Annotated in this window: 11 protein-coding genes and 1 tRNA gene; 4 read left to right on the forward strand and 8 right to left on the reverse strand. The window is 62.2% G+C overall.

Annotated elements, in window-relative coordinates; all coding sequences use genetic code 11:
• Window positions 1-117 precede the first annotated feature (117 nt).
• From ABG80_RS20520 to ABG80_RS20535, 4 genes are all read left to right on the forward strand, one after another.
• A complete protein-coding gene (locus ABG80_RS20520; RefSeq protein ID WP_058089403.1) occupies window positions 118-2,376 on the forward strand; it encodes a cyanophycin metabolism-associated ABC transporter in 2,259 nt (752 codons plus the stop codon).
• Between the two features lie 14 nt (window positions 2,377-2,390).
• Window positions 2,391-2,861, forward strand: coding sequence for a cyanophycin metabolism-associated DUF1854 family protein (locus tag ABG80_RS20525; RefSeq protein ID WP_058089404.1), 471 nt, complete (start codon window positions 2,391-2,393; stop codon window positions 2,859-2,861).
• Between the two features lie 293 nt (window positions 2,862-3,154).
• Complete coding sequence (locus ABG80_RS20530) at window positions 3,155-3,841, forward strand: hypothetical protein (RefSeq protein WP_058089405.1); 687 nt, start codon at window positions 3,155-3,157, stop codon at window positions 3,839-3,841.
• A 121-nt stretch (window positions 3,842-3,962) separates the two neighbouring features.
• Window positions 3,963-4,550 carry a hemerythrin domain-containing protein gene (locus ABG80_RS20535; protein ID WP_083506328.1) on the forward strand — a complete coding sequence of 196 codons (588 nt, stop codon included), beginning with the start codon at window positions 3,963-3,965 and terminating at the stop codon, window positions 4,548-4,550.
• A 137-nt stretch (window positions 4,551-4,687) separates the two neighbouring features.
• Here the strand turns inward: ABG80_RS20535 and ABG80_RS20540 are convergent, their stop codons facing one another.
• From ABG80_RS20540 to ABG80_RS20570, 8 genes are all read right to left on the reverse strand, one after another.
• On the reverse strand, window positions 4,688-5,038 hold the full coding sequence (locus ABG80_RS20540) for an HU family DNA-binding protein (protein ID WP_058089406.1): 351 nt from the start codon (window positions 5,036-5,038) through the stop codon (window positions 4,688-4,690).
• 317 nt (window positions 5,039-5,355) lie between these two features.
• Window positions 5,356-5,475, reverse strand: a tRNA-Ser gene (locus ABG80_RS22200).
• Between the two features lie 87 nt (window positions 5,476-5,562).
• On the reverse strand, window positions 5,563-6,495 hold the full coding sequence (locus tag ABG80_RS20550) for a tyrosine-type recombinase/integrase (RefSeq protein WP_058089407.1): 933 nt from the start codon (window positions 6,493-6,495) through the stop codon (window positions 5,563-5,565).
• 125 nt (window positions 6,496-6,620) lie between these two features.
• Complete coding sequence (locus ABG80_RS20555) at window positions 6,621-7,349, reverse strand: DUF4400 domain-containing protein (RefSeq protein WP_058089408.1); 729 nt, start codon at window positions 7,347-7,349, stop codon at window positions 6,621-6,623.
• Window positions 7,350-7,359: 10 nt separating this feature from the next.
• Window positions 7,360-9,429 carry a type IV conjugative transfer system coupling protein TraD gene (traD, locus tag ABG80_RS20560; protein ID WP_058089409.1) on the reverse strand — a complete coding sequence of 690 codons (2,070 nt, stop codon included), beginning with the start codon at window positions 9,427-9,429 and terminating at the stop codon, window positions 7,360-7,362.
• Between the two features lie 19 nt (window positions 9,430-9,448).
• Window positions 9,449-9,886, reverse strand: a complete 438-nt coding sequence (locus ABG80_RS22205) for a hypothetical protein (protein WP_133611052.1) — start codon at window positions 9,884-9,886, stop codon at window positions 9,449-9,451.
• 15 nt (window positions 9,887-9,901) lie between these two features.
• Window positions 9,902-12,325, reverse strand: coding sequence for a MobH family relaxase (gene mobH / locus ABG80_RS20565; protein ID WP_058089410.1), 2,424 nt, complete (start codon window positions 12,323-12,325; stop codon window positions 9,902-9,904).
• A 3-nt stretch (window positions 12,326-12,328) separates the two neighbouring features.
• Complete coding sequence (locus ABG80_RS20570) at window positions 12,329-12,646, reverse strand: hypothetical protein (RefSeq protein WP_152987772.1); 318 nt, start codon at window positions 12,644-12,646, stop codon at window positions 12,329-12,331.
• Between the last annotated feature and the right edge of the window lie 192 nt (window positions 12,647-12,838).

Consider the following 12,838-nt stretch of genomic DNA (forward strand, 5'->3'; position numbering starts at 1 on the left):
ATGCTCGACAGTGCCGGCCGCCAAGGACCAAACCCCACATTGTGCGCCGGGCTTGGGCGAGAATGCGGGCTTGCGCGTTGGGAGATCTTCATTTTTCCCACGCGAACCGACATCGCCATGCACCCACACCATGCATCCGGGGCCGCCGGGCACCCGGCTGAACCAGCACACGTCAGCGCCGATCTGCCGCTGACTGCCGATGAAAACGTCCTGAGTCGCCTGGAGGTTGACCTCGACGGTCAATTGCGCTTTCACACCAGCCCCCTGGTGCTGACCGACCGCCGCCTGCTGACCCGCCCAGAGGGCACGACGGACTGGCAGAGCTGGGCCATCCAGCCCGGCCTGCAGTTGCGCCACCACGACCACGCCGGCGTCGGCACGCTGTCGTTGCACGATGCGAACGGCCGGCTCGCCCAGTGGCGCTTCACCCTGGCTCTTCACGCCCCCGTGCTGCGCCTGGTCGAGCAGTTCGAGCGCCGCCAGCAAGCCCTGCAGACCGGCATCGCCGAAGAAGAAGACGACAGCGCCCGCTGCCCCGCTTGCAAGGCCCAGATGCCGCCCGACGCCGAAGAGTGCCCGGTCTGCCACCGCGAAAACCAGGCGCCGCCGTCCACCTGGGTGCTGCTGCGCCTGTGGCGCTTTGCCCGCCCCTACCAGGGCAAGCTGCTGGCCGGCTTCCTGCTGACCCTGGCCGCCACCGCCGCCACCCTGGTGCCGCCTTACCTCACCATGCCGCTGATGGACGAGGTGCTGATCCCCTTCCAGAACGGCCAGGCCATCGACACCGAGAAGGTTTACCTGCTGCTGGCCGGCCTGCTGGCCTCTGCCTTGCTCGCCTGGGCCCTGGGCTGGGCCCGCACCTACCTGCTGGCACTCGTATCGGAACGCATCGGCGCCGACCTTCGCACCACCACCTTCGAGCACCTGATGCGCCTGTCGCTGGACTACTTCGGCTCCAAGCGCACCGGCGACCTGATGAACCGCGTAGGCTCGGAAACCGACCGCATCAACGTCTTCCTGTCGCTGCACGCGCTCGACTTCGCCACCGACGTGCTGATGATCGCCATGACGGCCGTCATCCTGGTCTCGATCAACCCCTGGCTGGCGTTGGTCACCCTGGTGCCCCTGCCCTTCATCGCCTGGCTGATCCACCTGGTGCGAGACCGCCTGCGCACCGGCTTCGAGAAGATCGACCGCGTCTGGGGCGAGGTCACCAACGTGCTGGCCGACACCATCCCGGGCATCCGCGTGGTCAAGGCCTTCGCCCAGGAAAAGCGCGAGGCCGACCGCTTTCGCGCCGCCAACCAGTACAACCTCGAGGTCAACGACAAGCTCAACAAGACCTGGTCGCTGTTCACACCCACCGTCTCGCTGCTGACCGAAATCGGCCTGCTGGTGGTCTGGGCCTTCGGCATCTGGCTGGTCTCGCACCACGACATCACCGTCGGTGTGCTGACGGCCTTCATCGCCTACATCGGGCGCTTTTACGGCCGGCTCGATTCGATGAGCCGCATCGTCTCGGTCACGCAGAAGGCCGCGGCCGGCGCCAAGCGCATCTTCGACATCCTCGACCACGTCTCCAACGTGCCCGACCCGGTCAACCCGGTGGCCGTGAAGTCGCTCGAGGGTCGCATCGAGATGGACGGCATTGGCTTTCGCTACGGCAGCCGCTCGGTGATCCGCAGCCTGAACCTGGACATCCGCCCCGGCGAGATGATCGGCCTGGTGGGCCACTCGGGCTCGGGCAAGTCGACCCTGGTCAACCTGATCTGCCGCTTCTACGACGTGACCGACGGCGCCATCCGCGTCGACGGGGTCGACATCCGCCGCATCGCCGTGGCGGACTTCCGCCGCCACATCGGCCTGGTGCTGCAAGAGCCCTTCCTGTTCTTCGGCACCATCGCCGAGAACATCGCCTACGGCAAGCCCGAGGCCACGCGCGAAGAGATCGTCGCAGCCGCCCGCGCCGCCCACGCGCACGACTTCATCCTGCGCCTGCCACACGGCTACGACTCGCTGGTCGGCGAGCGCGGCCAGGGCCTCTCGGGCGGCGAGCGCCAGCGCATCAGCATCGCGCGCGCCTTGCTCATCAACCCGCGCATCCTGATCATGGACGAGGCCACCTCCGCCGTGGACACCGAGACCGAGAAGGAGATCCAGAAGGCGCTGGACAACCTGGTCAAGGGCCGCACCACCATCGCCATCGCCCACCGCCTGTCCACCCTGCGCAAGGCCGACCGCCTGGTGGTGATGGACAAGGGCCAGGTCGTCGAGGTCGGCCCGCACGACGAGCTGATGGAACGACGCGGCGCCTACTGGCGCCTCTATGAAGCCCAGGCCCGCAAGGCCGAGCAGGACGCCCTGCTGGATGGCTGAAACGGGATTCACACATGAACACGCTTGACTTCACCCTCGCCCGCGACGGCCACGGTCGCCTGAAACTGACCCTGGCCGACGGCACCGTGCACGAAGGTGTTGTACCCGTGCGCGCCTTCCCCATCAGCGCGCCAGATGGCGGGCTGTCGTTGGTCAGCGCCGAAGGCCACGAGCTGCAGTGGATCGACCGTGTGGCCGACCTGCCCGGTCACGCCCGCGACCTGATCCAGGCCGAGCTGGCCATCCGCGAGTTCACGCCCAAGATTCGCCGCATCACCGAGGTCTCGACGTTTTCGACGCCCAGCACCTGGACCGTGGAGACGGACAGAGGCCCCACGCAACTCATCCTCAAAAGCGAGGACGACATCCGTCGCCTGGGCCAGGGTCGGCTGCTGATTTCGACGGCGCAAGGGCTGCAGTTCGGCATCGCCCAGACGGCAGAACTGGACAAGCACTCGCGCAAGCTGCTGGAACGGTTCCTCTGACTTCCCAAAACATCAGTTGCGTCAATTGCCTGCAAAATCAGCAAACTGCGTTCCTGGAATCACCTTTTGATGCCAAAAGTCGTCATCCTGCATGACGATTGACTCGATGGGTCAAGGCCTCGGGGCAACCCTGTTTGATTGACCCACGTCAAGCCTCAGTGCTTCCCCTTGGAAGCCCCTGATTGCCGGCCTGGAGCGGGCGTTTCTCCCTTTCACCCCGTCGGTTTCGGACTCCTACGCTGAGCTGACCTACCCATTCGGGTGGGGTCACTCAACCTGACAGGAGACCCGAGATGAACAAAAACCGACTGCTTCCCTCGCTCCGTTCTCTGATCCTGCCGCTGACGCTCGCGGCGACACCCCTGACGGCGCTGGCCTGGCCCACCCTCACCATCCCCACCAACGCACTGCAGGCCGATGCGGTGCAGGCCTTTTCCGGCGATGCGCTCGGCGCGTTCGAGCTGGCCGAGATCAGCATCAAACCCGTGGGCCAGGCCAGCGCGACAGCAGGCCTGACAGGCGCCTACACCCTGCCCGTGACCAGCATCACCATCGACGGACTCAAGGTGATCGGCGGCAAAGCCACTGGCGCAGGTTTGCGATTCGAGCGCCTCAACGAGGAGACCGGTGTCACCGAGGTGGTGACATTGGCCAACTTCCGCATCGACTTCAAGTCGCACGTCATTCACGCGGACGCCTTCCCGCGCAGCGGCCCACCCCAAACCGACGCCCCCATCTTCAAGTTCCGCGAGCAGACCGCACTGGCCATCAAATACCAGTTCCCCCTGAGCATCCGGGCCCACCAGACACTGGATCAACTGTTCCTGACCCTGCCCGCCCGAGCCATCTTCACCGATGGCCTTCAGCTCAATGAGGTGATGTCCGCACCGCTAGAGATCATCGACTTTGGCGAAATCCGCATCGCGGTGGACGTCAAGCTGCGCAAAAAGGCCGTCTCGACCAAGCCTTACAAGCCCTGACCTTGATCAACGGACAGGCCGGGATGTGGCCAGGCCCTTGATGTGGCGCAAGCCCTTGCCCTGGCGGGCGCCCAGAATCGGATGCAGTCCCCACAAAGGAAATCCGAGAAAGAAGCCCGCCATGTCCGCCATCCTCCAAAGCCATGACACCACCACCCCCCGGGGCCGTGCTGTGCAACCCTTTGACGTCCTGGACAGCTGCCATCGGCAAGTCGTGACCGCACTGCAGCAGATGGACCAGCTGATCGAGCACTTGGCCGACAAGGGTGTGGATGGGCACGCACAGGAGGTTGCCAGGTCGATCTTCATGTTCTTCATGAACACCGCTCGCGAGCACCACCTGGACGAGGAGCGGCACGTCTTTCCTGCCCTGCTGCGCAGCGGCCGAGCAGACCTGATCGACGCGACCCTTCGCCTGCAGCAAGACCACGGATGGATCGAGGAAGACTGGCTGGAGCTGGCGCCTCAGTTCGAGTCGATCGCAGCGGGCTACCACTGGTTCAACCTGGAGCAACTGCGATTGGCCGTGCCGGTTTTTCAGGCGCTCTACCAGGACCACATTGCGCTGGAGGAGTCCTTGATCTACCCCGAGGCCCGCACACGCATCAACGAGTGGGACCTCAAAGGCATGGGCCGCGAAATGGCGCAGCGGCGCAAGCAGCGCGGCCAGTCCACACCGATGGCAGTGGCCGAAAGCTCACCAAGCTGAGCCGGCGTGAGTCGAACCGTTCAGCAAGCGTCGACTCGACTCACCCTATCCAAAAAACAAAACGCGCCGCCTCCCGTGAGGGAGCGCGGCGCGTTGCTGTGACGAACAGACCCCGGCCAGAGCCCGGGGCCTTCACATCACTTCTTGGCCTTCTTGGCAGCGGCCTTCTTGGCAGCCGGCTTGGCAGCGGCGCCAGCCTTGCGAGCGGCAGCCTTGGGGTCAACGGCGGCCTTGAAGGTGGCGCCAGGGGTGAACTTGGGCAGCTTGGCTGCGGCGATCTTGATCTTCTCGCCGGTGCTGGGGTTCACGCCATTGCGGGCGGCACGTGCGTGCTGCTTGAACGTACCGAAGCCCGGCACCGTGACAGAGTCACCCTTCTTCACGGCGGTGACGATGGTGTCGAGCAGCGTGTCCAGAACGCGGCCTGCTTCGGCCTTGGACAGGGCGTGCTGGTCAGCCAGACGCTGGATGAGGTCAGTCTTGTTCATGAATGAGTTTCTGGAAGGCTCCCGCAAATGACGGGCAAAGGTATTGTGCAACCAAGAAGGCCATTTGGCACGGCCTCAGATCAATCGATTGCCCTGAAAGCCACTGTTCATCGGGCATCCAAGGCCATGCCCGACCGAAACTCCGATGAACACGGGCCCCGAGGCGGGGTCAGATCGCGTCAAAGTGCCGAAATCGCAGACGCACCTTGATCCGGACGGGCCATGCCACCTGCTCAACGAGCAGGGCAAAAGAAAAAGCCACCTCAGGCATGCCTGGGTGGCTTTCGAACCATGTGCAAGTTGCACCTGGAAAATGTTGGTGGGCCCTGAGTGACTCGAACACTCGACCAACGGATTAAGAGTCCGTCCACCCCTAGCCGGCCAGCGCCTGACCGAAGACACAAGGTTGAGAGGTCTTTAAGCCATGCTTAAAGCCCCTGCGGCGAACCCTTCGCTGCAAAGCCCTCTCAAGTACCTAGTTTATACGGGAAAAATCATGTGTCAAACATTTGCATGGTGATGTGTTACAGAAGGTCGACCGCCGCGCGCATGTCCTCAAGATCCGGATGGACGTACTGCAGCGTGGTGTAGGGCGTCGTATGGCCAAGAAGCTCTTGCACCACCTTGAGGCTCGACCTGTTGCCCCGTAGCAACTGCGTTGCTGTGGTGTGCCGGATCTTGTGCGCAGTCATGCGAACAGAATCCTCGTCCTGCTTGCTATGAAAGCGTGCAAAGAACCTGATGACACGCTCACCAGTCATCACGTCGTGCTTGAACGGTCTCGTGGAGAACAGCGGCAAGCAGAACACCTGTCGATCGGCCAGGTCGTATCCCACAATCTCCCTGGTCCGCCTGCGAAGGTCCTCTAGCGTAGGCAAGAGTGCGTCCGAAATGGGCACATCCCACTCACGCTTCGTCTTGCTCGTCTCGGCTCGCAAGCGGATGGAGCGCGCGCCCCAGTCAATGTCCTTCCACTTCAACCCCACCAGCTGACGCAGGCGCATGCCGGTCGTGTAGAGCGTCTTCACTACTGCGAGCCAGAAGAACTGGGGCGGGAACATGTCGACCTCGGTGCCGTCGCGCAGTTCACGCCTGGCTGACGACAGGACCTGGACGTAGCGGGCCAGGACCTCGCGAGGGATCGCTTTCGGCTTCCTGGGCACCGGCGCGGGCCTCACCAAGCGGAAGATGTTCTCTTCGATGTACTTTCGCGAGACCGCATGCTTCCACAGCACACAAAAGTGCCTGCGACGAGAGTTGAACGTCACAGGACTGAGCCTGGCAAGACACCGGGCCCGGTAGCCGGTCAACCAGCCAACGGTGATCTCTTCCAAGTCAGGGTTCCCATGCTCAAACTCTGCGCACAGCACATCCACGCAATACTTGTAGGTCTTGTAGGTGGCCGGCGTCCAAACACTCAGCTGGCGAACCTCTTCCATCAACTCACGCACTTTCATCGGCTTCCTCTTCTCTCACTTGTCATCGTTTCCACGTGCCGGTCAGGCACGTCAAATCATTCTGAGAGAGAGGACTTAGGGTTAGCACCCCCACAAGATGGGGGCCGGAGAATTCAGGCTGGTGTTCAGGCGTATTTCTTGTAGTAGGTCAGTTGCATCCGCGCACAAATTGCGCACAGCAGCACCATCGCGACGATGACCCATTCAACGCGGACACCTGCCGTGGGCCAAGCAAGATAGGCCATGAACGTGACTGCGATGATCTGGAGCTGCGCGATCTTGAAACGGTGGTACAGATTCGCCGATTCGCGCCCTGCGTCGGCACGTCGAATCGCCCGAGCGGATGCCCCATCCGTGAGGCCCACGGCATACGCCAGGGCAAGCATCGGAATGGCGCCCGTCAGAAGGGCCAATGCCCGGATCGCCAGCACGTAGTTCGCCCACAGACATGTTTCGACGATGTCGCCGTTGTTGGCCCACCATCGATCAAAGAACGTCTTGCCCGGGTCTGGATCATCCTCAGGACTCGCTGTACGGCCGGGCAAATGCGACGGCAGGTTGAGCAGGCTGCGCATCCCCTTGGTCATCAATCCGATGACGCCGCTACGGACAGCATCGCCGAACTCGATGGACAAGCTCGTGGGATCCAAGACCGGCGTGCTCAGTTGAGCCGAGTGCACGATCTCTTGCTGCGCGAGCTCCTGCATTGCCCAGACGGGATCGTGCTGACGCCACAGGGCTACGCCGGCAAGAGCCACGACGCCATATACCCAGAACACGGCCAGCAGAAGTGCTGTCCACGCCGCGGCACGAATAGGCCAGATCAGGGCGGAGAACGCCTGACCATCGGTCATTGAAGCGTTCTTAGAAGCCAATCCCCGCCCCCTCCACCGTCAGCTCCTCCATCGCATCTTCGTGCGATGAGAGCTCTGCAGCTTGGCGCCTCATGTGTTGAAGCATCTCTTCCCACTTGCTCGGCACCACGAGGTCCTTCTCTGCCAGCGCAAGCGGTATCCGGACATGGACCAGGCGCCCTCCCTCCAGCAACGCGAAGGCCTGCCCCTTTGGCTGGGACATCAGCATGGCGGGGGTCACCAACGGAACCTTCTCAGAGCTGAGCTTGTCGCCCGACCGACTGCTGAAGTCTGCGAAGTCGCCGGGATCGTTGGTGTCTGTGACCCCACTGTCCGGTGTAACAGACCAGACGGGGACCTCCTCGAGCTGGGAGGTCAGCAGCTTCGCCGTGTCTTCGTTTTTGACCCGCAGCATGATCATCGTGTTCAGGTTGCCCCCGATTTGACCAGCTGCTGCAGGAGAGCCCGTCTTGACCTCGATGTCTTGGCCGGTTTGCGTGTAAGCCGTGATCTGCATGCCGGCGCCGCCAGCTTTGTTGGCAAGCTGCTTGAAGTACGGGCCGATGAGCTCGTTGACTTCGTCCAGGTGTAGCCGAATGCGCCTCACCTTCTCGGAAACGGACTGACCGTATCCCAGGCCATGCTTGTAGATGGCGCCAGCCACCGACGTCAGGTCGGAGAGCATCGACGCCGAGACGGCCTCGGCCACGTCTGGAATCGACAGCGCGTCGAAACCACAGTAGACGATCGCGTTCCGCGAAATCAGCGACTGCCACTCCATGAGCGGGCGCGGGTCCATCGAATCCATGTAGTCGGGAGAGATGAGGGCAGCGAGCTTGCCCGTGGTCATCTTCTCCAGCAACGGATAAAGGCTGTTGACCAGCTTTTCAAAGTAGGTCCGGTCGTTCGACAGGATACCTGTCAACGAGTCTGCAACAGGATCCTTGTGTCCGAGCTCGCGGAAGTGTTTGGCCAAGAGCACGACCGTGATGTCGCGCCCATTGCGCTCGGTCTTCGCGACGAGATCCTTCATGTCCTTCGTCGGGTTTGGATCGAAGGTGGCCCGCCAATTCGGGCTGCGCTTGTCGAGCCAGTATTCCAGGTAGTCACGCGCCAGCTTGTCGACGTTCACGCCGTACGCGTAGATCTTGGCCATGTCGGGCTTCTCCCCGGTAGCGGCCATTGCACGCGCGATGGTGTTGACGTAGCGCCAAGCGAATGCTTTGAACGCCGCCGACTGGCCCTCGTCGGGAAGCTGGCCTGTCGTGCGGCTCGCCACCTCGGACTCTTGCTCGAACGAGCCGATGGGGTTGTACCTTGCCGAGATCTCAGGGAAGCCGAGGTGGAACACGACGAAGTCCTTCTCACGCCCAGCTCGGACAGCCTCGGCGTACATGGACAGGAGCAACTCGACGTCACCCTTTGGGTCGAAGACAAAGGTGGGATCTCCCCGCCGGATGTCCTGCGTGACGAGCAGTTGGGCCAGGCGGGTCTTCCCCACCCGGGTCGTGCCATAAACGATGACGTGGTTTGTCAGCTCGGCCAGGGCCGTCCAGATCTCCTCCTCATCCGGCTCAACGCCATGGATTTCGGGCTTGCCCCCGAGAGGCGCCAGGGGCTCGACGGGATTCCACCAGGCACTGCGTTGGGTGACACTGGTCAGCCAGTCGCCCTGTGGGTGCTTTCGCTCGTAGTCGCGTGCGAACTTGTAGAGACGCCCCAACTTGAGAAGATGGGCGTTGTAGGGCATGCGCGCCTGGTGCAGGCGCTGGGCATGCACCTGCGTCCACTCGAACCCTCGGCCGAAGAACAGGCCATCACCAGCGTGAGGAATGTCCTTCGGCTCCAATGCATAGGCGGGAAGACGCCGCAGGCTGCGCCGATAGCGCACGATTCTGCGTGCCTGCATGCCGCGCACAGCGGCCAGGCCTGCCAGGCCTGCTGAGCAGGCCATGGCCGCTTGTGTCGGGATGACGAACAGTTCTGGCCATGTCTTCAACGCGATGGCAGCAGCCAACGCGCCTGCTGCCGGAAGGATCTCATAAGGACGTCGATAGACGTTCTCGATCTTGACCTGCATGGGCCACCTCGCTCAGTGATCAACGCAGCGCGTCATAGTCGGGCCTGGGCTGGTGTCGCTCGAAGCGTCGACGCAGTTCATCATGCGAAGGTGATGTCCCCTCTGGCCATGCAGCGTCACGCAATTCACACAAGAAGTCGTCCGTTGCGCTCAGCCAGTGAGTGAGGCCAAATTCGTCCTTGAAGAGTTCAGGGTGCCGAAGCCGTATGACCTCGGTGACCTCCCGTACCTCCGATATCCGCTTATGAACGCCCCCTTGGCTTCTTTCGAGCAGTTGAAGCAGACCAAGGTCCACAAGACTGCCTTGGGCTGCCATCACCACGTTGTTAGATGGCGGCGCCAGCGCTGCAGGTTCTTCAGATCGCAAGAATTTCGGCGGGCATACCAAAGCAAAGCCCAGCCAGGCAACGACTGCCAACAACAGCGAGATTGCATATGCGTCTGCGTAATCAAACATCCGGATTCTCCTGTTTCAGGTCTTCGATTGAGCTCCAACAGGCTTGAGCTTGCGAGCTGGTCGACCGGTTTTGACAATGCGCGAATTCAATGCAGGAACTGGATTGAAGAAGAGCTGTGGCTGTGGGACCAGAAAAAAGCTCGACGTGGCCGAGATGCCGCCGTCGTGCTTTGTGAACGCGTAGTAGTGCAGGTTCTCATCCCCGTTGCGCAAGGTGTAAGGGGACTTGGCAACCTCGTTCTGCAGGCGATGCATGACCTTCTCGCCATAGGTCTGCTTCAACGCCGCCACAGGGCCACTTTCAACGCCATCGTGGTCCTCCAGGAAGCGCCTGAACACCCCAGGGGAAAGCAGCAGCATGCCTTCTGGCACAAAGTGCACCAAAGCCTGTGGCTCGTTGTACTTGAGGTGCCCAGTTGCGACAGACGTTTGGAGCCACACGAAGAAGGCAGTTGCAGCAGGCGTCGCATCCTTGGCAGGCCTGGGGCTCTTCTTGAGCTTCTGGTGAGGTTGCTGCGGAGCCGCGATGGCCTCATCACGCATGACCACCGGCATCGCAAGAGGCACGCTGTTGACGGCCTTGGCCGTCTGTCGCGGGGCGCCGGCCATCGCTGACAGATCAGCCTGGTCCTCTTCGCGCAGGAACGGCGCCCCCTCACCATCCTTCGGTTGATCGGACTGCTCCTGGGCAGTCGATGGCTGAGGTGACGAGACAGGACCTTTGCCGGGTTCGGCTACATCGGTATCGCCCCCCTCAGGCTGTGGCAGGCCACCATGTCGAACAGTTTCAGCAGGGGCGTCTTCCTCGTCGGGAGGCATCGCCATCATGTCCAATGACGATGAAGACTGGGCCAGGTCATGCGGCAGCTCCTGCGGAGAAGTTGGCGCAGCCTTTGCCTTGGGCTGCGGCGCCTCAACCTTGACAGCACTCTCCCCTGCAGAGGGAACTGTGGTGATGGCTGGCCCAGGCTGAACAGGGACGGGCTTTATCGCTGCTCCAGCTGTCGTCAAGGGTTGAGCCAGAGGCTTGACGGCTGGCCCAGGCGAGGCATTCGACACTGCGGCAGGCTGGGTCAATTGAGGCACTGCTCCAGTCCCCTGCTCGCTGGTTTGCGCGGGAGCTACAACCACATTGGCTGCGGCAGCTTTGGAGGCTGACCCCAACACCTTGAGGCTGCCGACTATCGGGCTTGGCCAGGTCGATTGATCAGCACCAAACAGCTTGACCAGTGGAAATTTCAGCACCGTCAGAGGCGGGGACTTCCAGCCCACGTCAAGTTCCACCTCAATCTTCCACACTGCGCCAGAGCCATCAGGATTGGACTCGCATGCACCGTAGTCCTGGAACTCATCGAAGATGCGATCATTCTTCGCAGCACTGGGAATGCCTTCGGCCGATTCATGCTGCGCCAGGTAGTCCCTGATTTCGTCAGCCAGGCGAGCACAGACGAACCACACTGCCCCGTCGTAGACCCAACCTACTGCACCAGGCTTGTTCAAGGGCAGCAGCCCACCTTGCGCCAGCATTCGACGCAACCCCTGCATCAGGCGCTCGATCAAGGGAACCACCTTGGCTGTGGCAAACCTTGTTCTTGGACCAGAAGCCAGATTACGCTTCACAGACGCAGCGTCAGCTTGTCTGACGATGTCGGGCAGAAACGACTGCGGTGCATCCTCACTGCTGAGGTACTTGAACAGCTCGCCGAGCAGCTGCGGCTCATCGCCCAGCCACTTGATGGTGTGCTCAGGCACAAATCGCTGCGCCAGGATGGCTGGCAGACGCTGGTGCAGTTGATACTCGCGCTCGTCCTTTGGGGCGAACTCCACCCGGTAATACTGCCCCACCTCCATGGGCCCTGCCAGAGCGGCCCATGGCTTGCCAAGCCTAGGATCGTCCGGGAAAACGGTAACGCGAAGATCTGCGACAGGCTTGCCCACGTCGTGCAGCAACGCGCCGATGAAGACCATGTAGGTGCAGCGATGTTCCAGCCGCTTGCGATCCTCTGTGCCTACCCCGCGCGGCAACTCAAGCCCAGCCCGGAAAGCCAGCGCCGCATCGGCAACCTCCAACATGTGGATCCACAGGCCACCCGGTTGAGCGTGGTGATGGCTCTCGCTCGCGGGCAGCATCTGCACGAACTCGGCCAGCAACCGAAGCACCGGCAGGCAATCCGAGTTGTACGCCTTCTGCGAAAGGCGCGTGCGCCGCTCGATGGAGTCGAGCAACGAGCTGGTGCTCGTCGCGGCCACGATCTCCTCGAATGACTGGACGCGAATGTGCGACGCAGGCCTGCTGATCACGGGCACCGTGCCGCCGGCGGGCTTCTTGCTGATCGCTCGAACGTCTGATCGCCTTTGCAAGGCCCACACCACACTGAGACCGCCGATGAATGCAGCGGACAGCAGCAACATGTGTTCGGCAGTCGGGCTCATGGCCATGGCTCAGACCTCCGACACGGCAAAGCCCAGCTCGTGCTCTTTCACGCGACCGAGCAACCAGGTCCGAAGCACCGTACGAGGCCAGAGAGTCTTCACATCCTCCCAGGTGAGCAACCTGCCTCGCGCCTGCCGAAAGCTCAGGAACGGCTGCTCCAGGGGATTCCATGGTTGTGGCACCTGCTGGTCAACCATCGCCTGCCAGGCAGTCATGTCGACACAGGCCAACGCTTCGGCGCAAGCCAGCTCCCGATCCTGTATTTCCCGGCGACGACCTTGACCAGGCGGACCATCCAGCACCGGCACGGTTCTGACGGCTTCCATGACCTGCTGCAGGGGCTCATGGTCTGGTGACATCGCGTCATCTGCGTAATAGTGCGCTTGCCAACCATCCCACCTGCAGGCAAAGTCAACCACCACGTCATGCCAATGTGCCAGGCCTCGCTCTTCGAGCAGGCAACGCAGGGGCTGGAGTTGGACAGACGTCATAGAGGGCAGATGGCTTCTGGGATGGGA

This window comes from Aquabacterium parvum (genome assembly GCF_001447195.1).
Taxonomy (GTDB): domain Bacteria; phylum Pseudomonadota; class Gammaproteobacteria; order Burkholderiales; family Burkholderiaceae_C; genus Aquabacterium; species Aquabacterium parvum.